Raw genomic sequence first — 20,191 nt, 5'->3', positions numbered from 1 at the left:
GCCATCAGGAGACCCCCGAGATGCGAATGTCGCCTCGCTCGTTGTTGGCCGCGCTCAGCGCGGTGTTGCTGTTCCAGGTCGGGTGCTCGCGGGAGGACCCGAAGCCCTGTGAGGGGACGGGCTGCACCCAGGCCGCTGTCTGTGGCAACGGGGTCCAGGAGGAGGGGGAGGCGTGCGACGACGGCAACAAGGTGGGCGGCGACGGCTGTGAGGCGGACTGTACCTCCACGCCCACCCGGCCGCAGGCGGCCTGTGGCAACGGCCGGCTGGAGGGCACGGAGGTCTGCGACGACGGCAACCTGACGGGCCAGGATGGCTGTGAGGCGGACTGCTCGCTGACGCTCACGCGCTGCGCGGCGGCGGACGCTCCGCCCCTGGCGAGCGGCGCCACGTGCGAGGTCTCCAAGCCCGGCAACGGCGCGCGCCTGTTCACGGGCCTGGTGCTCAAGGACGACGAGACGCTGGTGGGCGGCCAGGTGCTGGTGGACGCCAGCGGCGTCATCACCTGCGCGTCGTGTGACTGCTCCGCGGAGGCGGGCGCCGCCGAGGCCACGCACGTGGCGTGCCCCACGGGCGTCATCTCCCCGGGCCTCATCAACACGCACGAGCACGTCACCAAGCAGAACGGTCCGTTCGCCATGACGGACGAGCGCTATGAGCACCGGCTGGACTGGGTCGTCGGCCTGGGCAACCACACGCGCATCGCCAACAGCACGCGCTCGGCGGTGGACGCGGTGAGCTACATCGAGCTGCGCCACCTGCTGGCGGGCACCACGTCCATCGCGGGCCTGGGCGGCGCCGCGGGCCTCTTGCGCAACGTGGACCAGCCGATCAGCCGTCTGGAGGGCCTGGACCAGTGGAGCACCGCGTCCGTGGACTTCCCGCTGGGCAGCCGCGAGACGGACATCAAGACCAACACGTGTGACTACGTCAGCATGCCGCGCACCTCGGGCCTGCCGAACCACGGCACGTACCTGCCGCACCTGGCCGAGGGCATCGGCGAGGAGGCGCTCAACGAGTTCCGCTGCCTGTCGACGGGCATCAACGACGTCATCCAGCCGCGCACGTCCCTCATCAGCGCGGTGGGCGTGACGGCGAAGGAGATCGCGCTGATGGCGGAGCGGGGAACGGGCCTCATCTGGTCGCCGCGCTCCAACGTCGCGCTGTACGGCGACACGGCGATGGTGACGGCGTATAAGCGGCTGGGGGTGAACATCGCGCTGGGCACCGACTGGGTGCAGTCGGGCTCCATGAACCTGCTGCGCGAGCTGAAGTGCGCGGACACGCTCAACACCGTGCAGTTCGACCGGGCCTTCAGCGACGTGGACCTGTGGCGGATGGTGACCAGCCAGGCCGCGGAGGCGGTGGAGATGCAGGCCGGGGTGGGCCGCATCGCCCCGGGCAAGCTGGGCGACCTGGCCATCTACTCGCTGCGCACGCACGCCGCCTCTCCGCACCGCGCGGTCATCAGCGCGGAGGCCGCGGACGTGGTGCTGACGATGCGCGGCGGCAAGGCGCTCTACGGAGACCAGGCGCTGGTGGGCGCGCTCGTGTCCGGCGCGGAGCCGTGTGACGCGCTGGACGTGTGCGGCAGCGGCAAGACGGTGTGCGTGCAGTCGGAGCTGAAGAAGACGCTGGCCACGCTGGAGGCGGCGAACCCGGAGGCCTACAAGCTGTTCGCCTGCGGCGTGCCCGAGGGCGAGCCGGTGTGCGTGCCCCGCCGCATCTCCAACAACCCCAGCTTCCCCGCGTCGGTGAAGCGCTCGAACGTGTACTCCGGCGAGAGCCGCTCGGATGACCCGGACGGCGACGGCCTGAAGGGCAACGCCGACAACTGCCCGTTCGTCTTCAACCCCATCCGTCCGATGGACGGCGGCAAGCAGGCGGACTCGGACGGCGACGGCGTGGGCGACGCGTGCGACGTGTGCCCGCTGAACGCGAACACGACCACGTGCACGACGTACACCGCGGGCGACGACGACCATGACGGTCACCCCACGTGGCAGGACAACTGCCCCTACGTGGCCAACCCGGACCAGGCGGACCAGGACGGCGACGGCAAGGGCGATGCGTGCGACGCGTGTGCCTCCGACCCGAACCCGGGCCACCTGGGCTGCTCGGCCGCCTCGGTCCACGAGCTGAAGACGCAGGACGGGGATGGGCGCTATCCGTGGGTGGGCAAGACGGTGTCGTTCAACGACGTCGTCGTCACGGCGCTGGTGCGCGGCGCGCTGACGGAGATGGGCTTCTGGGTCCAGGTGCATCCGCTGCCGCCGGGCCTGGGCGTGGAGAACTCGGGCATCTACGTGTACGCGCCCAAGGACGACCTGGTGGTGGGGGACCGGCTGGACATCGTCACGGCGACGCTGACCATCTACCAGGGGCTGCCGGAGCTGGTGGACGTGAAGTACCGCAAGCGTGGCGCGGGCAGCGCGCTGCCGACGCCGGTGGCCGTCACCACCGCGGACGTGCGGACCGGTGGGCCTCGGGCGAAGGCGCTGGAGGGCGTGCTGGTGGACGTGTTCGACGTGACGGTCTCCAGCGGCGTCGACTCCTTCTCGCAGTTCCTCGTCAACGAGAGCGGGGACCCGGGGCAGGCGGGGTTGATGGTGGATGACTTCGCCTACAGCTACCGGGACCCGGCGGTGGGGACGAAGTACGGCGCGCTGCGCGGGGTGCTGACGTACATGTTCAGCGACTCGAAGGTGTTGCCGCGCAGCTCGGCGGACCTGATGCCGCCCATGCCGACGCTGGCGAGCTTCGGGCCGGGGGCGTACGTCCGCCTGGGCGGGACGGGCGCGGTGAGCACCTTCCCGCAGGTCCTCACGCTGACGCTGTCGGGCACGTACACGGAGGCCATCGACGTGGCCGTCACCTCCAGCAACAGCGCCGCGCTGCGCGTGGTCAACGACGTGGTGCGCGTGCCGCGCAACCAGAGCTCGGTGGAGGTGAAGGTGGAGGCCCTGGCGCCCGCGGAGAGCGTGGTGCTGACGGCCACGCTGCGCGGGGTGTCGCGGCAGGCCACGGTGCGCGTGCTGGGCCAGGACGAGCAGGCGCTGGTGGCGCGATTGTCGCCCGCGGAGGTGACGATGGTGCCGGGCGGCTCGGTGACGTACACGGTGTCGTTGGACCGGCCCGCGGCGGACAACGCGTCCGTGGCGCTGTTCGCGGCGCCGGAGACGGGGTTCGGCACCTTCACGCCGGCGGTCTCCGTGCCGGTGGCGAAGAACGCGCTGCAGACCACGTTCACCTTCACGCTCGACGAGGCGGCGGCGGGGCCCTCGGGCACGGTGACGGCGGTGGTGGGGACCAGCCAGGCCAGCTCCACGGTGACGGTGGACCTGTCGTCGCCCAGGCTCGTGTCGCTGTCGCCGGCGGGGCCGGTGTCCGTGCGGTACGGCGAGACGCAGGAGTTCCGGGTGACGTTGTCCTCGGCGCCCGCGCAGGACCTGGCGGTGACGTTGGGGGCGGCGCCGGGGACGGGGGTGACGCGCTACGGCTCGGTGCCCGCCACGGTGACGGTGCCGGCGGGGAGCACGGAGGCCACGTTCCTGTTCACCGCGGACGCGGAGGGTGAGGGGACGGGCACGGTGACGGCGTCGCTGCTCGGCGTGAGCCGCGCGGCGACCGTCACGGTGACGCCGCCTCCGGCGAAGCTCGCCTCGCTGACGCCCTCGACGGCGACGGTGTTCTTCGGGGCGAAGCAGGGCTTCACGGTGACGTTGGACCGCGCGGCGCAGGCGGGTGGCGCCGTCGTCGCGGTGGCGCTGACGCCGGAGACGGGCCTGGGGACGCTGGAGTCCGCCACGGTGACGGTGGCGGAGGGGCAGCGGACCGCGCAGGCCCTCTTCACCGCGGGCACCGAGGCGGCGACGGGGACCTTGAGCGCGACGTACGCGGGGGTGACGCTGACGGCGCAGGTCTCCACGGCGGAGCGCCCCGAGCTGAATCACCTGTTGGTCAACGAGGTCGACTACGACCAGCGCAGCACGGACACGCGGGAGTTCGTGGAGCTCTTCAACCCGACGCCGGCCGCCGTCTCGCTGGATGGGTTGTTCCTGGTCTACGTGAACGGCGGCGTGGCGCAGCCGGCGAGCTACGCGAAGATCGACCTGAAGAGCGTGGGCACGCTGGGGCCTGGGGAGTACCTGGTCGTGGGACCGGAGGCGGTGATTGGCGTGCTTCGTGACCAGCCGGGCGTGAAGGTGCTGCTCTCGACGACGGCCATCCAGAATGGTGGCACGGCGAGCAGCCCCTCGGCGGACGCGGTGGCCCTCTACGACAGCCTCCAGGACGCGATTGTGGACTCGCTGTCGTACGAGGGCCCGGTGATGCAGGCCACCATCAGCGGTTCGCAGAAGCGGTTCGACCTGCAGGAGGGGCCGCGGAGCACCGTGGGTCTGGTGGACATCGACACGGTGGAGGGCTCGCTGTCGCGGATTCCGAACGGCTCGGACACGGACGACAACGTGGAGGACTTCCGGTTCACCACGCAGCTGACGCCGGGGGCGCCGAACGTGCTCGTCGCGCCCTGACATGAGTCGGGGTTGAGCTTCGGGCGGCTCCCGGTGTCCGGGGGCCGCCCGAGTCGTTGCTGGAGTCAGCCGTCCTTGCGCGCGAGGGCGCCGTTGGCCAGCAGGCCGTCGAGGGCGGCGGCCATCGGGTCGTAGTCGAGGGTGGCGCGGAAGAGGTTCTGGTACATGAGCGCGCCCATGTAGCCGCCGAAGATGCCCTGGGCGGCGACGTGGGGGTCGAAGTCCTGGCGGAACTCACCGGTCTTCTGGCCGTGGCGGAGGATGCCGCCGAGGATGTGGGAGTACAGGCCGAGCTTCTCGCGGATGGCCTCGGCGACGCGCTCGTTGGAGTCGGCGGCCTCGGCGGCGAGCATGCCGAAGAAGATGCCGCACTCGCGATGCTCCCCGAGGAACTCGTGGGTGCGGCGGGTGAAGGCGAGGAGCTGCTCGCGGGCGGAGAGGGAGCGGTAGTGGGCGAAGAGGGGCTCGAAGGCGATGACGTAGCGTTGGTGGAGCTCGTCGATGGCGGCGAGGAGCAGGTCTTCCTTCGCGGGGAAGTGCCAGTACAGGGCGCCGGGCGTCATGTGGATGGCGCGGGCGAGGTCGGCCATGGTGGTGGCGAGGAAGCCACGCTTGGCGAACAGGGTGATGGCGGCTTCGAGGATGTCCACGCGGGTTCGCGCGGAGCGTTCCTGCTTGAGCTCTCGTTTCGCTGGTTCCTTGCCCATGGCGGCGAAAACCATACCCCGAGGGTCTCGGGTCACCAGCGTCACCGTGTGGATTTCGGGCGGAACGCTAACGGGTGGGCAGCTCGCGGAAGGTGAGGCCGGACAGCTCCAGGCGCTGCACGGCGTGCATGAAGCGCTCGGTGACGACGCTCACGGTCGCGAAGTTGCCCACGCGGAACAGGTCCAGGTCCGGAGGCAGTGAGGCTGCGTCCAGGATGGGCTCATCCGGGAGGCGGAAGTACCGGTGGCCACACAGTTCGCACGGAGGGGGCACATCCGGAGGGATGCAGTCCGGGTGCAGCTGGCCATGAGGCTCGAGCTGGAGCTCCAGCAGCTCCGGTGGGTTCTTCTTGCGGAAGCGCAGCTCGGTGGGGCCGCCGAGGAGGCCGCGGATTCCTTCGGCCTGGAGGCGCTCGAAGGCATCCTTGCGAACCACCCAAGGCAGATGGCCCAGGGATGTGAACGCGCCGAAATCTCCGGACGCCTTGCCCACGAGGGGGCCGAAGAGTGTGCCGGGAAGGAGCAGGGCGTTGGGTGGCGCGAGAGGTCGCACCAGCTCTCGGAGCCGTGCGAATTCGGCGAAGGGTTCGGGACGGGCTCGCTCGAACTCGCGACGCTCCGGCAGGTGGGTCAGGTCTACGGCCGGGTACAGGAGCCCAGAAGTAGCCCAGGTGGTTTTGCAAGCGGGGCAATGGACGCCAGGAAGGCCCCACTTGTGACTCGCGTCGAAGCTCGCCGTGACGGTTGCCTTGTTCTCGCGCAGCCGAAAGTACCGGTTCATGAGTGAGAGGCTCTCATGTCCCGGGACGCTGGTAGTAGGGTCGAATGGGCCCGCCCACCAGCTCAAATCGGTGGATCAACTCACCCGCGAACCGGAAGATCTCCGTTGGAGGAGCGCCTGGGTTGTTTGCCATGAATTCGCGCCAGGCATCATTCCACGCCCCTCCTCGTGCGCCTCCATCATGGATGCGTCGATGGACATGGAGTGGAATGGGCATGGTGTAGTCGTGGATCTTCACCCCCTGTCGGTCGAACCACCTGGCGAGGTCCGATGACTGGGGAAAGATGTGGTGCTTCTCCCAACGTCCCTTCGGGAGCTGATGTGACGGCGGGATGACCTGCGAGGGAGCGCCGTTCCAGTTGGGGAACGTCATCACCCAACCCTTGGGGAGCTGCTGTGCGCCTCCCCAGTTCCTCCTCGGTCCACTGCCCGGAGCCGCGGCGGCGGCAGGTGGTCGCGAGGGAGGAAACCGCGTCAGCTCGATGGCGCCGGGCGTGCTCTCGCAGGGATAGAACCCACAGGTGTCTCCCAGACACAGCAGGGCGACGCACTGGTCCTCGCTCGAGGCGTCGCACTCGGTCTCCGCCTCCTCCCAGGCCTGCTGCGCCACGGAGGGCGCGACGCTGGCGCAGCCCAGCCAGGAGACGGCGAACAGCCAAAGGCAGACGGCGGGTCGGGTTCGCATGGTCAGACAGACCTAGCATCCAGGTCTGTCATGACTTGTCAGGCCAGCAGCGTCACCTTCACGATTTCGGGCGGCGCGCCGACGCGCAGCGGTGGCCCCCAGAAGCCCGTTCCACGGCTGACATACAGGTGCTTGCCGTCCTCCTGGAAGTGTCCCGCGTCGTGCTCCCAGATGGCCGACACCGCGAGCGTGAAGGGGAAGAACTGTCCTCCATGCGTGTGCCCCGACAACTGCAATCCCATCCCCGCCTGCGCCGCCACCCGCCAGTTCGAGGGCTGATGCGCCAGCAACACCGCCGCCCGCTCCGGCTCGCGCCCCTTCACCGCCGCCTCCAAGTCATACCCGCGCACGCCCGTATGCCCGCCGGACCAGTCATCCACGCCCACCAGGTCGAACGACGCCCCCGCATCGCCAATCCTCACATGCCGATTGCGCAGCACCTGGATGTCCATTCCCTCCAGCGCCTGCGCCCACGCGTCCTGGTCCCAGTAGTACTCGTGGTTCCCCGTCACGAAGTACGTCCCGTGCCCCGCCCGGAGCTCTCGCAGCGCCGCCACCGCGGGCCCCAATGACGCCACCTTCCCGTCCACCAAATCACCCGTGATGGCCACCAGGTCCGGACGCAAGTCATTGCACCGGGCCACCAGCTCATCCATGAACCGCCGCTGGATGACCGGACCCACGTGGATGTCACTCAGGTGGACGATGGTGAACCCATCCAACGCCTTCGGCAGCCCCGGCAGCTTCACCGCCACCTCGTTCACCACCGGCGGATGGAACGCCCGCCACGCCCCGTAGCCCGTCAGCCCTCCCGACGCGAGCAACGCCCCGCCCGCCGTGGCCCGCGCCAGGAACCGCCGCCGCTCCACGTTCACCTCTGCGGGCGCCACCTCCACCTCCAGCCCGCTCCCCGTGCCCTCCACCACGGCCATCAACCCGCCCGCCACCACGCTCCCCGTGTCCGCCTCCGGCACGCGCGCACGCGTCAGCCGTCGACCCAGCGCCCGTGCACCGCCGATGCCCCACAGCGCGAGCAGCAGGTACAGCGCCGCGCCCATCCACATCCACACGCCCGTGGCCACCGCGAACAACGCGTCCATCGGCAGGAAGCGCGTCACGGACCAGGACAACACCAACAACGTGCCCAGCGCCGTCAGCACCCCCATCCCCACCCGCCGCCATCGCGCGTCCTCCAGCGTGTCCGCGAACAGGCGCCGATACAGGTAGATGTGGACGGCCACGGTGATGAGCCCCGTGAGCACCGCGAAGACGATGAAGCGCGCCGGTGAATCCATGTCCCCCAATACTCCCCCGAGCCCCACGCGCCGCAAGGCGCTCCTCCGTGAAGAAACGTGAATCACCCCGCGTGTGCGCCCATGGCCCGCCTGCCCGCCCGGGAGGCACCAGGGTCCCTCCTGACGCGGGCCGATGACGCGACGTCACGTGCACGCCCGGGCGAGCAAGCTCACGCTCCGTGCTTCTCATTCCCCAAGGACACGATGTATGGACGGCCGCTTCTCGCTGGAGGCTGAGTGATGCGGATGGACAACCTGAGGGTGGGCGCGGGTCTCCCACTGTTCCTGGTGCTGGGCCTGCTGCTCGCAACGGGATGTGACGGTACACCCTCTCCCGAGGCCCTCCCCGAAGCGCGGACCTCCCGCTCCCTGGAGGCCGCGTCGTCCCGGGTCGCCGCCGGTGGCCAGCACTCGCTCTACGTCACCCCGCTCGGCACCGTGTGGGCCTGGGGTGGCAACGCGTCCGGACAGCTCGGCTCCGGCAGCATGTCCTTCCAGCGCGTCCTCGCCCGACAGGTGCCGGGACTGAAGGACGTCCTCGCCGTCTCGGCCGGCAACCTCCACTCGCTCGCGCTGCGCTCGGACCGCACCGTGTGGTCCTGGGGCGGCAACACCTCCGGGCAGCTCGGCGATGGCACCCTCGTCGACCGCGCCACGCCCCGTCCGGTGCCCGGCCTCTCCGAGGTGGTGTCGGTGGCCACCGGCGAGTTCCACTCGCTCGCGCTGCGCTCGGACGGCACCGTGTGGGCGTGGGGCAGCAACTTCTACGGACAGCTCGGCCGGGGCCACACGCAGCAGGGCCCCTCGCCCGCGCAGGTGGTGGGCCTGACGGACGTGGTGGCGCTCGCGGCGGGCTTCGACTTCTCCCTGGCCGTGCGCTCGGACGGCACCGTGTGGGCGTGGGGCGCGAACGCCTCCGGTCAGCTCGGCGATGGCACCACCACCCAGCGCCTGTTGCCCAAGCAGGTGCTCTCGCTCGACGGCGTCACCTCCGTGGCCGCGGGCCTCTATCACGCGCTCGCGCTGCGCAAGGACGGCACGGTGTGGAGCTGGGGCAGCAATGGCTCCGGGCAGCTCGGCGACGGGTCGTGGGCGGACCGCTCCACGCCGATGCAGGTGCTCGACGTGAAGCACGTCCGGTCCGTGAGCGCGCAGGAGGCCGGCTCGCTGGTGCTGCTCCAGGACGGCACCGTGGCCGCGTGGGGCCGCAACACGCAGGGACAGCTCGGCGACGGCACCACGAACGACAGCAACTTCCCGGTGAAGACGAAGGGGCTGGGCTCGGTGACGGAGCTGTCCGCGGGAACCCAGCACGCGCTGGTGCTGCGCGCCGACGGCACGCTGTGGACGTGGGGCGGCGGCGCCTCCGGTCAGCTCGGCCATGGTGGCGCGGAGCGCCTGCTGTCACCCGAGGTCGTCACGCGCCTGTCCGGTGTCACCGCCGCCGCGTCCGGCAGCTTCCACTCCCTGGCCACGCTGTCGGATGGCTCGGTGTGGAGCTGGGGCCGCAACGCCAACGGGCAGCTCGGCGACGGCACCACCACAGAGCGCATCGCGCCGGTCCGGGTGACGAACCTCACCGCCATGGTCTCCGTCGCCGCGTCCGGGCATCACTCGCTCGCGCTGCGCTCGGACGGCACGGTGTGGAGCTGGGGGCGCAACGCCAACGGGCAGCTCGGCGACGGCTCCACGAGGGACCGCGCCATCCCCGCGCCCGTGGCGGGGCTCCAGGGGGTGACGTCGCTGGCCGCGGGGGGCGGGCATGTGCTGGCGCTGCGCGCGGACGGCACCGTCTGGGCGTGGGGCTACAACGGCGTGGGGCAGCTCGGCGATGGCACGACGAAGGACCGCCTCACTCCGATACAGGTGCCCGGCCTGTCCGGCATGGTGGCCGTGGCCGCGGGCACGTACTTCTCGCTGGCGCTGCGCGCGGACGGCACCGTGTGGGCGTGGGGCGACGGCTTCGAGGGGCAGCTGGGGGATGGGACCGGAGCCCAGCGCGTCGCGCCGGTGCAGGTGGTGGGGCTGACGCGCGTGGTGAAGCTCGCGGCGGGTGGGGCGCATGGGCTGGCGGTCCGCGACGACGGCACCGTGTGGGCCTGGGGCGACAACGCGGACGGACAGCTCGGTGACGGCTCGTGGACGGACCGCTTCCGCCCGGTGCAGACGGCGGGGCTCACGGGCGTCGAGTCGGTGTCCGGCGGCCAGTATCACTCGATGGCGGTGATGAAGGACGGGACGCTTCGCTCCTGGGGCGCGAACACGTACGGCCAGCTCGGCGATGGAAGCATCGCGTCGCGCGTGGTGCCCGGTGGAGTGCCCGGCATGTCGCAGGTGAAGGTGCTCGGCGCCAACTACATGCACGTGCTCGCGGTGCGCCGCGATGGGCGGCTCCTGGCGTGGGGCTACAACCGCTTCGGCCAGCTCGGTCTCGGTGCGGTGGGGTGGAGCGCGCAGCCCGTCCTGGTGCTGGGGCTGGGACAGGGACGGCGGCTGTCGGCGGGCAGCTCGCACTCGATGCTGGTGCGCTCCGATGGTGGGGTGCTGGCGTGGGGACAGAACACGTCCGGACAGCTGGGTGATGGCACCACCACGCACCGCGCGGCGCCCATTGCCGTGCAGGGCTTGCCGTGCACGCGCTCGGTGGCGACGGGGGCGCGGCACTCGCTGGCGCTCGCGTGTGATGGCTCCGTGTGGGCGTGGGGCGCGAACGCGCGCGGACAGCTCGGTGATGGCTCGCTCGAGCCGCGGGTCACGCCGGTCCCCGTCAGTGGCCTGCAGGGTGTGGTGGCCGTGGCCGCGGGCGGTGACGCGTCGATGGCGTTGCGCGCGGATGGCTCGCTGTGGACGTGGGGTGCCAACGAGCGCGGACAGCTGGGCGATGGCACCCATCTGGACCGCACCACACCCGCGCCGTTGAAGAGTCCGTCGAACATCGCCTCGATGGTGATGGGCGTCGGGCATGCGCTCGCGGTGGGCACGGACGGCGCGGTGTGGGCGTGGGGGACGAATGACAGCGGGCAGCTCGGCGATGGGAGCACGGTGTCCAGTGCCACGCCGATGCGGGTGAAGGGCCTGGAGGCGGCGACGGGTGTGAGCGCGGGGCTGTCCTACTCGCTGGCGGTGCTGAGTGACGGCACGGTGTGGGCGTGGGGCGCGAACACCAGCGGTCAGCTCGGCGACGGCACCAACGAGTCGCGCGGCACACCGAAGCCCGTACCGCTGCTCGCGGGCATCAAGGCGGTGGCCGCGGGCGCGCATCACGTGATGGCGCTGAGCCAGGACGGCTCGGTGTGGGGGTGGGGCGACAACGGCTACGGGCAGTTGGGGGACGGCACGCACTTCCTGCGCTTCAAGCCGGTGCCGGTGGTGGAGCTGTCCAACGTGGCGGAGGTCGTCGCCGGTGAGCAGCACACGCTGGCGCTGCTGGGCGACGAGGGCGTGCGCTCCTGGGGCAGCCACGAGTATGGCCAGCTGGGTGACGTGGAGTCCGGCCCGCGGACGATGCCCGTGGATGTGAAGCTGCCGACGTCGAAGGACTTCGCGCCCGTGGTCGCCGTGCGCGCCTGGCATCAGCATGCCGCGGCGGTGCTGGCCGACGGCTCCGTGCAGACGTGGGGCATCAACTCCCACGGGCAGCTCGGAGATGGCACCACGGAGAGCCGGTCCATGCCCACGACGGTGGAGGGCCTGACGAAGATGCGCGACGTCGCTCCGGGCGCGTGGCACACGCTGGCGCTGGCCGAGGACGGCACGGTGTGGGCGTGGGGCAACAACGTCTTCGGACAGCTCGGCGACGGCACCACGACGAACCGCACGCGGCCGGTGCAGGTGCTCGGCCTCCTGAATGTCGTGGCCATCGCCGCGGGCAGCTACCACTCGCTCGCGGTGGACGCGGACGGCGCCGTGTGGAGCTGGGGCTACAACGTCTTCGGACAGCTCGGCGACGGCACGGCCGAGGCGCGCGCGTTGCCCACGCGCATGGTGGACATCGACGGCGCGGTGGCCGTGTCGGGCGGAGACCATCACTCGCTGGTGCTGCGCGGCGACGGGACGCTCTGGGCCTGCGGCCACAATGCCTACGGGCAGCTCGGCGAGGGGACGTCCACCAACCGGATGACCCCCATGAAGGTGATGGACCTGGAGGGCGTGAGCGCCGTGCAGGCGGGGGGCTACCACTCGCTGGCGCTGCGCTCCGACGGGACGGTGTGGTCCTGGGGCGACAACAGCCACGGTCAGCTGGGCGATGGGAGCCTGTCGACGCGCATCTACCCGGAGCCCGTTCCGGGCCTCTCGGCGGTGAAGCGCCTGGGCGCGGGCACCTACCACTCCTTCGCCGTGGGCGACGAGGTGTGGACGTGGGGACGCAACTCGCACGGGCAGCTGGGCACGGACGACTGCGACAACCGGCTGGAGGCGACGCCGGTGAAGGGGCTCGCCGGCGCGAGGATGGTGTCGGGCGGCGGCGAGTTCTCCGTGGCCCTCGACATGGAGGGACAGGCGCGCAGCTGGGGCACGAACTTCCACGGCACGCTGGGCGTGGGGCTCCCCGGTCAGCGGGCCGTGCCGGGCGTCGTGTCCCTGCCCTGAGTCGAGCCCTCGTCGTCCGGAGCGGGTGTGGACCCACCGCTCCGGGCGCCGTGCCCGAAGCTCAGAACCGCAGCCCGGGGCCCAGCCGCTTGATGAGCGGAGCCAGTTCGTCCGGGTCCAGGCCGATGTCGAGCAGCTCCAGGCGGCGCAGCGACGGCAGGGACTTGGGCGAGCGGAACGCCAGCGCGCCCTCCTCGGTGACCTCGTTGCGCGACAGCTCCAGTCGCTCCAGGCGGGGCAGTCCCTTGCTCTTCGAGAGCGCCACCGCCGCTTCATCGCTCAAGTCATTGCGGTTGAGCGCCAGCCACTGGAGCGCCTCCAGGCCCTTGGCGCGGGCGAGCGTCGCCACGCCGTCGTCGGACAGGCCGCTCCCGGAGAGGTACAGCCTTTCCCAGGGGACGGTCGCCTTCGCGAGCACCGCCGCGCCCTCGTCCGACAGCGCGCTGCTGGAGAAGCTCACCGAGCGCAGCGCGGGCAGCACCGGCTTCTCCGTGAGCGCGCGCAGGGACGCGTCCGTGGCGCCCGCGAGCACCAGTCCCGACAGTCGCTCCGTGCGAGGCGCGGACACCAGGGCCCGGACCGCGGCGTCGACCCCCGAGCCCTTCAGCCGCAGCCAGCGCACCTGGGAGAACCAGGGCTGCTCGGCGGCGAGCCCCAGACCCACACCGTCCCGGACCGCCACGCACAGTCGCGACACCGGCTCCCGCGCGAACAGCTCGTGCCCGTGCAGGGCCAGCTTGTCCTCGGCGAGGTCCAGCTCCTCGATGAATCCCCGGTGGTAGGTGGGCTCGTGCACGCGCGCGTCGCGCAGGGGCTTGAGCCAGGCCGCGCCATGCTCGTCGAGCAGCGCGCGCTGACGCAGCTGGAGCGACCTGCGTCGGGCCGGGTCCATGCGTCCGGGCAGCGCGAGCTGCACGCGGATGAACTCGGCGCGCGCGGGGTCCAGCGCTTGAAGCGCGTCCGCGCAGGCGAGCCTCGCCGCGTCGTCGTCGGGCGCCCGCACCACCTTCGAGAGCAGCGTGTCGAAGTCGCTCATCGCCCCAGCAGCTCCTTTACCTCGGCCTGCCAGCATGCGCCCAGCTCCGGGTGCACCATGCGCACGTAGGCGGCATAGCCCTCCAGATACGCCGGGAAGTCCGGACGGCCGCGCGCCTGCGACTCCACGCCGTGCTTGCGGCAGTTGGCGAGGATGGCCTTGAAGCGGCGGCGCTCCTCGCGGGGAATGGCCACGCGCTGGTTGACGGTGAGCCCCGTCACCCGCTGGCGTCCCGCCTGTCGCATGACGCGGCGCTTGGGGGCGTTCTCCGTGAAGCCCTCCTGCTGGAGGATGGCGTTCACCCACCAGAAGAAGCGGCCCAGCTTCTCCGGCGGCTTCGCGAAGGAGAAGGACAGGTCGTCCGCGTAGCGCGTGTACGCGGCGCCGGCCTTCGTCGCCAGCGCGTGCAGGCGCGCGTCCATGCGGCGACAGACGAGGTTGGCGATGGCGGGCGAGGTCGGCGCGCCCTGCGGCAGCACGCCCGGCCACACCACGGTGCCGTCCGACAGCCGGGGGCGCCAGGTGGTGAGCCCCGCGAGCGTGGAGGCCACCTCGTCGTTGTAACCGTACGCCTCGAAGAGGCCCTTCACGCGCCGGTAGTGCACGGTGGGGAAGAAGTCCTCCAGGTCCACGCGCACCACCACGTTCGCGCCCACGTGGGCGTTCGCGTTCGTCACCGTGGAGCGGCCCGGCACGAAGCCGTGCACGGCGTCATGCGTGGGCAGGTGCGCGAGCAGCCCCTCGAGCAGGGCACGCTGCGCGGACTTGAGCTTCTCGCGGGGCGCGCAGATGCGGCGCACGCCACCGGAGCGCTTGGGGGCCTCGAACTCCACGTAGCCGGAGCCAGGGCCGGAGCCGGGGCGCATCAGCGCTTCCAGCTCCGACTCCTCCACGCCCACGAGGCGCGCCACGTCCTGTCGGCTCTCGAGCTTCGGCAGGGTGGGGAGGTCGGGCTTGCGCTTCACCTTGCCGCGCGAGTGGGGATACAGGCCGTAGAACCAGCCGGAGGGATTCCAGCCGCCCAGGGCCATGGGGCGGGGACGTCGCGGCGGCGCGATGCGCGTGTCGGGCAGGGACACGTCCGCGAGGCCCAGCTTGCGCACGGCGGCGCGCGCGGCGGTGCCCACGCGGGTGTCTGCGTCCTTCACGCGGCGACGCAGGTGCCCGGCGGCGATGAGGCGCGGGAAGAGCAGGGGGATGAGGCGCACGGCCTCCAGGCGCTCGCGCGGGTCCTGGCTGTTGAGGCGACGGGAGACGGCCTGGCTCCAGTGGCGGCTGACGTAGAAGCGGGCGACCTCGTACTCGGCGAGGCCCTGGTGGCGCTCGAGCAGGCCGGTGATGCGGCTGAAGTTCGCCTCGGGGTCCTCCATCAGCGGCTTGAGCTCGAGGAGGAGTGAGACCAGGTCCATTCACGTGCTCCGGGACCACCGATGAGACTGCGAGCTCCTGGGGACGCCGCCACCTGCACGGCAGAGGCGGACGAGGTCGGGGAAGCCCGCCAGGCGGACCTCGTACCGCGTCGTCCTTCAATGGGTGTCATGGGCAGCCGCGACGTGACATCGCGGACGGAAGGCTGGCTGCACGCGACCCCAGGAGCAGGGCGAAGCTGACCACATCCTTCACGATGAAGGAAGGTCGTCCAGCTCGGCCGGGCCCTCTTCGTCCATCAGGGCGAGCAGCGCTTCGCGCGGGCCTCCGGGAGCCCGGCGCACCAGGGAATCGAGGAGCCGCCCCTGGGCGCGCACGCGCTCACCGTGGGCGCGCATGGCCTCCAGCGCGTCGGGTTCCATGGACGGGCGGGACAGCACGTCGAGGTTGTGGAGCAGCTCGCGTCGGTTGCGCGGCGCGGTGAGGCTCGCGCTGACGCCTGGCTGCGAGAGGGAGTAGCGGTAGCAGTCCACCGCGGTCGGGAGGGGCGTGTCCTGGGGCCCGCCGGGGACGGGCTTGAGCAGCCGGCCGTAGCAGGTGGTGGTGAAGGTGAGGACGCCGGTGCCACGACGTCGGGCCTCGGGGAGGAAGGCGGCCTCTGCGCCCGGATGCGCGGCGCTGTGGCGGGTCATCACCACGGGCCAGTCGTGTCGGTCGAGGGCGTCTCGCGCGAGGTCTCTCAGGTGCGTGGAGAAGCCGAAGGCGCGCAGCTTGCCCTCCGCGCGGAGCTGCTCCAGCACGGCGTGGTTCTCGTCGGAGAGGCGCTCGGGTGCGCGGACCCAGAAGAGCAGGAAGACATCGAGCCAGGTGGTGCGCAGACGGCGCAGCGCGGACTCCACGTCACGACGGATGGCGGCGGCGCCCGAGTGGTAGGTGCCCGCGATGATGACGGACTGCTCGCGGGTGCTCCGGCCTCCGCGGAGGAACTGCGTCAGCGCGGCGTAGCGGGGCTCCCAGAAGAACGTGTCGATGCCGGCGTCGCGGGCCTCGAAGAAGGGCTCGCGCGTGGTGAGGTGCGCGCCGGAGAGGACGAGGGGAGAGACCGTCAGGCCCGTGCGGCCGAGAGGACGTGCGCTGGCGCGTGGGATGAAAGGGCGTGGCGCGGGGCGCTCTCGGGGTCGCGAGGAGGTGGTGGGACGCTGACGTGCCAGCTCGGGTTCGTCGGCGAAGAGAGGCTCGGGGAAGGTGAGCGCGAGGGCTCGCAGATGAGGGACGACGCGGGGAGACTCGGTGGTGCCGCCGAGGGACTCACGGAGTCGGGCGAAGGCGTCGTCATCCGCGCGGCGCAGACGCCACGTCCATGCGGCGATGCGCAGGTCCACGGTGTCGTCGGTGGCGGGCTGGCGAAGGAGCGCGTCGAGGCGGGCGTCGAGCGTCTCACAGGACTCCAGGGGCGAGGCCGCCGCCGTGCGGACCATGAGTTCGGTGTCGCGTGACAGGCGCAGGAGCGCGCGCAGCTCCGTGTCTCCGCCCTCGGGCGAGAGGTGCTCCGCGGCGCGGGCACGTATCCACGGGTCCGGTGAGCCGCAGCAGGCGAGGGCCACGACGGTATCGAGAGCGGGGGCTTCAGCGCTCTCGGGCGAGAGCCGCTCGGCGTGGCGGGATTGCATCCACGCGCCAGGCGGGCCACTGCGTGTGAGCGCCTCGGGCGCTGAGGTCTCATCGCTCTCAGCGGGGTGAGTGCGCATCGCTGGAGCAGGCGGACCGCTGCGTGTGAGCGCCTCGGGCGCTGAAGTCTCATTTCTCGCAGCGGGGTGAGTCCGCATCGCTGGAGCAGGCGGACCGCTGCGTGTGAGCGCCTCTGGCGCAAGGGCCTCATCGCTCTCGGTGGAGAGCGGCTCCCTGGAGTGGGCTCTCTTCCCTGGCGCACGCGAACCGTTGCGTGCGAACTCTTCGGTGGACTGGGGCGCTGGGGCGTCGTTGTCCTCGGACGAGGGATGGCCCGTGGCGCGGGTGCGCATCCCAGCGCCGGGTGAGTCGCCGCGTGCGAGCATCTCGGTTGCGGGGCCTTCGTCAGCGAACTCGCGTGCGTGTGTGAGCACCCACTCCAGCGCCTGGCGTCGCACCGTGGCGTCCGCGTCGTGGAGACAGACGTGTGCGGCGTCGTCCACGTCCAGCACGGCGGCTCGCAGCCACGGGTCTTCGTGGGCACGGGCCTGCTGTCGCTCCGCGTCGCTGAGTCCACCCAGCGCGGACAATGCGGCCAGGGCCGTCGCGCTCGTCGCGGGGTCCTCGTCCCATGCGAACTGGCGCAGCACGTCGACGTCCTGCTGATGTGCCGCGGCGGAGGTGACAGCCCTGCGCTCTCTCGCCGTCCGTGCCTTGGGCGCGAAGGCCATCAGCGCCTCGACGAAGTCGTCGAACGCGGCGCGGGCCTTGGGCCGTTGCTCCCACGCCGCGATGACCTCCTCGCGCACCGTCTCGTCCCCGTCGCCGAGTGCATTCAACACGTCGCGACGATGCGTCGGAGCATGCACGAGCGCACCGAGCGCCGCGCGGCGGTACGCGGCGTCCGGATGCGCCATCCAGGCACGGAGCTGGGACACGGGGTCCTGGAGACCGTGCTTCACCGCGATGCGCCCGGCCCACGCCAACGCGCCGGGCCTGGGCTTCGGAAGGGACTCGAGGACCCGCTTCGCGAGCGCGACCTCATCCACGGGTGGCCGGTCGAGCAGCGCCTGCGCCTCATCGCGCGCATGCGGGACACGCGGTTCGTCCAGCCAGCGCATCGCGAGACGGATGGCCTCGACGTCCTTGCGCTCCCGCAGTCGCCGACGCGCGAGCGCACGCAGCGGCTCGTGTGGATCTCCCAGCCACTCCACCAGCTCACGCGCGGAGACGGACTCGGCGGAGCGTGCCTCCAGCCGCGCGGTGGTCACCGCCGGGTCCTCGCTGGAGAGAGGCTCGGCTCCGGGCGCCACCGCGAGAGCCGCGAGCGGCGCGGGGAGCGGGACGTCGTCCCGAGCACCGGTGTTCCATTCGGACTCCAGCCACGCCACCGCCGCGCGCACGGGGCCTTGGGTGTGTCTCGTCGCGGCCTGCCGGACCTCTTGCCGCAGGGCTTCGTCCTCCGCGCCCAGCCACGCCAGGGCCTGCACCGACGCGTGGCGCACGCGCCAGAACGGGTCCTCCAGCGCCGACAGCAACACCTCCACGGCGTCCGCCCCAGCGACGGAGGCCGAGGCGCGCACCGCGGCCCGCCGCACCCACCACACGGGCTCCTGCCGCACGGCCCGTGTCGCGGGCGCGAGCAGGTCCTTCGCCCCCAGCCGCGCGAGCGCGCGCCACGCCCTGTCCCGCACCATCGGCATGGCGTCTCCGAGTGACTCCAGGAGCGCGGGCGCGAAGCGTCCGTCCCGCGCGTCCCCCAGTCGCCGCGCGGCGATGGCGCGCACCTGCGCGTCCTCGTCCGTGAGCAGCGCCTGCCTCAGCGCGTAGCGCCCGTCGAGCCGCGAGCCGTCGACGGTGCCCGCCGCCTCGCGCCGCACCGTGACGTCCTCGTCGAGCAACCGCACGGTGGCCAGGTCCCAGTCGAGCATCGCCCGCGGACTCTATGCGCCCTGGTACACTGCGGACATGCCCGACATGCTGGCCATCATCAGCAAGGCGATTTTCGAGAAGGAGGCCGTCGGTCTGTCTCCCGGCAAGGTGCTCCCCACGGACCGCTATCGCAGTCAGAGCAAGCACCTGGCGCCGCTCGAGAATGGCGGTCGCCTCTTCCTCGTCACCGTGCGTCCCCCGGACGAGGCCCTGTGGCTCGTCGCCGTGCTCGAAGGGCTGTCCCTGGATGACGACGGCTGGGTGGGCCGCAAGAACCGCGTGCCCATCACCGACGTCACCACCGCCATCCCCAAGCTGCGCTTCGAGTCCGGCAAGGGAATCCAGGCCGCGAAGGGCGCGCTGGGCATGTCGCTCCAGACGCCGCGCACGCTCACCGCCGGAGACGTGGAGCTGCTCCTCTCCAGCGCGGGCGCAGGCCCCCTCAATCTCACCGCGCACCAGGAGGGCTCGGCCCTGCCGTGCCTGTGCAAGCAGTGCCTGCCCGCGAGCCAGGAGCACGCGCAGGCCCAGGGCATGCGCTTCGTCCGCGCCCAGGTCGAGACGGGCGGCAGGCTGCTCTATTACTGGCTGCCCGAGGAGCTCACGAAGCAGGCGCGCGCGGTGTCCAACGCGGTTCGCGGCGCGCTCGTCGGACGGCTCGGGGCCTGAGTCGGGGCGGGGCGCTTCGTCCGCGCCCAGCGCTGATTGTCGAGGAGCGCCGAGGCCCGCCGGGCATGCCCCGCCGCTCGGCGTGCGCTCATCGCCACCGTCGCGGCTCGGAGGGGCGATGGCCCCTCGCCCGTGGGACTACGGCTTCGCGTCCGGAGCGGACAGCTCGGAGCCGATCTGCCGCCACTCCTGCGCGTAGGCGCCGCGGGTGAACGAGCGCAGGTCGTCGCTCGTCACCGTGCCCCGCGCCATCGCGGTGTCGAGCGCGCGGACGACGGCGGCCCGGTGCGGCTGCTCGACGTACGGGTTGCCCTCGCGGAACACCTCGCCGAAGAGCGACTCCAGCCGGCCATCCTGCTTCAGCCGCTCGACGATGCGGGCCTGCGAGGCGGGCTCGTCCGCGTGCGCGTGCAGCATCGCGGAGGCCATGCCGCCCTGCGCGTCCGCGTCGGAGAACTCCGAGAGCAGCTCCAGCTCCGCGTCCGCACCGGCGATGGCCGAGGCCTCGGAGGAGGCGGGCGTCAGCGGGCCACCCCCCAGCGCCACCGCCGGCGTGGCGCGAGGCGTCGGACGGCGGTCCGGCTCGAAGTCGCTGCGCCCCTGGAACGGACTCACCGCGCGAGTTGCCTGGGCGTCCTTCTTTCCGGGGTTCTGCTGCGCGCCCTTGTTGGCGGCGGAATCCGCCCGCTCCGTGCTGGAGCGCTCCGGCACGGAGCTCTTCGGCGACGACGAACGGTTTCCACCATCAATGCGCGACATGCGTGCGCTCCAGGAAGACTGCGAGCCGGTGCTGACATGGCTCCGGGAAGTCTCAAGGAAGTTATCGGACGCCCCCGGCGCCAGTTGCGTCCAGCCTGAAGGTGGCTCCTCCGTCGACTGTGCGCGAGTCGAATGACCACCGGTAGACAATCCAATTCGTTCAGCA

At 71.6% G+C, this 20,191-nt stretch carries 11 protein-coding genes; 3 read left to right on the top strand and 8 right to left on the bottom strand.

What is annotated here, in order from left to right:
* Positions 1 to 20 precede the first annotated feature (20 nt).
* Complete coding sequence (locus OWM54_RS16270; RefSeq protein WP_267698095.1) at positions 21 to 4,535, top strand: amidohydrolase family protein; 4,515 nt, start codon at positions 21 to 23, stop codon at positions 4,533 to 4,535.
* A gap of 65 nt (positions 4,536 to 4,600) precedes the next feature.
* On the opposite strand, the gene OWM54_RS16265 is transcribed toward OWM54_RS16270, so the two are convergent.
* From OWM54_RS16265 to OWM54_RS16250, 4 genes are all read right to left on the bottom strand, one after another.
* A complete protein-coding gene (locus OWM54_RS16265; protein WP_141328979.1) occupies positions 4,601 to 5,242 on the bottom strand; it encodes a TetR/AcrR family transcriptional regulator in 642 nt (213 codons plus the stop codon).
* 67 nt (positions 5,243 to 5,309) lie between these two features.
* On the bottom strand, positions 5,310 to 6,023 hold the full coding sequence (locus OWM54_RS16260) for a double-CXXCG motif protein (protein ID WP_267698094.1): 714 nt from the start codon (positions 6,021 to 6,023) through the stop codon (positions 5,310 to 5,312).
* A gap of 13 nt (positions 6,024 to 6,036) precedes the next feature.
* The gene (locus OWM54_RS16255) at positions 6,037 to 6,708 is read right to left on the bottom strand and encodes a TIGR02269 family lipoprotein (RefSeq protein ID WP_267698093.1); all 672 of its coding nucleotides are present in this window, start codon (positions 6,706 to 6,708) and stop codon (positions 6,037 to 6,039) included.
* Between the two features lie 38 nt (positions 6,709 to 6,746).
* Positions 6,747 to 8,003 (bottom strand): metallophosphoesterase, encoded by a 1,257-nt coding sequence (locus tag OWM54_RS16250; RefSeq protein WP_223783590.1) that lies wholly within the window; start codon positions 8,001 to 8,003, stop codon positions 6,747 to 6,749.
* Between the two features lie 240 nt (positions 8,004 to 8,243).
* Between OWM54_RS16250 and OWM54_RS16245 the strand changes: the two genes are divergently transcribed.
* Positions 8,244 to 12,593, top strand: coding sequence for an RCC1-like domain-containing protein (locus OWM54_RS16245; protein WP_267698092.1), 4,350 nt, complete (start codon positions 8,244 to 8,246; stop codon positions 12,591 to 12,593).
* A gap of 61 nt (positions 12,594 to 12,654) precedes the next feature.
* Here the strand turns inward: OWM54_RS16245 and OWM54_RS16240 are convergent, their stop codons facing one another.
* From OWM54_RS16240 to OWM54_RS16230, 3 genes are all read right to left on the bottom strand, one after another.
* Complete coding sequence (locus OWM54_RS16240) at positions 12,655 to 13,629, bottom strand: TIGR02996 domain-containing protein (protein ID WP_267698091.1); 975 nt, start codon at positions 13,627 to 13,629, stop codon at positions 12,655 to 12,657.
* On the bottom strand, positions 13,626 to 15,038 hold the full coding sequence (locus tag OWM54_RS16235) for a reverse transcriptase family protein (RefSeq protein ID WP_267698090.1): 1,413 nt from the start codon (positions 15,036 to 15,038) through the stop codon (positions 13,626 to 13,628). Before OWM54_RS16235 ends, OWM54_RS16240 begins: the two co-directional genes overlap by 4 nt.
* A gap of 210 nt (positions 15,039 to 15,248) precedes the next feature.
* On the bottom strand, positions 15,249 to 18,596 hold the full coding sequence (locus OWM54_RS16230; protein WP_267698089.1) for a HEAT repeat domain-containing protein: 3,348 nt from the start codon (positions 18,594 to 18,596) through the stop codon (positions 15,249 to 15,251).
* 37 nt (positions 18,597 to 18,633) lie between these two features.
* Between OWM54_RS16230 and OWM54_RS16225 the strand changes: the two genes are divergently transcribed.
* Positions 18,634 to 19,266 carry a hypothetical protein gene (locus tag OWM54_RS16225; protein WP_223783586.1) on the top strand — a complete coding sequence of 211 codons (633 nt, stop codon included), beginning with the start codon at positions 18,634 to 18,636 and terminating at the stop codon, positions 19,264 to 19,266.
* Between the two features lie 138 nt (positions 19,267 to 19,404).
* Here the strand turns inward: OWM54_RS16225 and OWM54_RS16220 are convergent, their stop codons facing one another.
* Positions 19,405 to 20,025: a hypothetical protein gene (locus tag OWM54_RS16220; protein ID WP_223745966.1), complete on the bottom strand. Its 621-nt coding sequence runs from the start codon at positions 20,023 to 20,025 to the stop codon at positions 19,405 to 19,407.
* Positions 20,026 to 20,191 lie beyond the last annotated feature (166 nt).

This window comes from Myxococcus sp. MISCRS1 (assembly GCF_026626605.1).
In the GTDB taxonomy this organism is placed as follows: domain Bacteria; phylum Myxococcota; class Myxococcia; order Myxococcales; family Myxococcaceae; genus Myxococcus; species Myxococcus fulvus.
This window is presented reverse-complemented; position numbering and strand designations above follow the sequence as displayed.

Excerpts from the sequence above, each read along its gene's own strand:
- OWM54_RS16220 (WP_223745966.1), bottom strand. The coding sequence starts at position 20,025 with ATGTCGCGCATTGATGGTGGAAACCGTTCGTCGTCGCCGAAGAGCTCC.
- OWM54_RS16235 (WP_267698090.1), bottom strand. The coding sequence starts at position 15,038 with ATGGACCTGGTCTCACTCCTCCTCGAGCTCAAGCCGCTGATGGAGGAC.
- OWM54_RS16250 (WP_223783590.1), bottom strand. The coding sequence starts at position 8,003 with ATGGATTCACCGGCGCGCTTCATCGTCTTCGCGGTGCTCACGGGGCTC.
- OWM54_RS16260 (WP_267698094.1), bottom strand. The coding sequence starts at position 6,023 with ATGAACCGGTACTTTCGGCTGCGCGAGAACAAGGCAACCGTCACGGCG.
- OWM54_RS16265 (WP_141328979.1), bottom strand. The coding sequence starts at position 5,242 with ATGGGCAAGGAACCAGCGAAACGAGAGCTCAAGCAGGAACGCTCCGCG.
- OWM54_RS16245 (WP_267698092.1), top strand. The coding sequence starts at position 8,244 with ATGCGGATGGACAACCTGAGGGTGGGCGCGGGTCTCCCACTGTTCCTG.
- OWM54_RS16230 (WP_267698089.1), bottom strand. The coding sequence starts at position 18,596 with ATGCTCGACTGGGACCTGGCCACCGTGCGGTTGCTCGACGAGGACGTC.
- OWM54_RS16225 (WP_223783586.1), top strand. The coding sequence starts at position 18,634 with ATGCCCGACATGCTGGCCATCATCAGCAAGGCGATTTTCGAGAAGGAG.
- OWM54_RS16270 (WP_267698095.1), top strand. The coding sequence starts at position 21 with ATGCGAATGTCGCCTCGCTCGTTGTTGGCCGCGCTCAGCGCGGTGTTG.
- OWM54_RS16240 (WP_267698091.1), bottom strand. The coding sequence starts at position 13,629 with ATGAGCGACTTCGACACGCTGCTCTCGAAGGTGGTGCGGGCGCCCGAC.
- OWM54_RS16255 (WP_267698093.1), bottom strand. The coding sequence starts at position 6,708 with ATGCGAACCCGACCCGCCGTCTGCCTTTGGCTGTTCGCCGTCTCCTGG.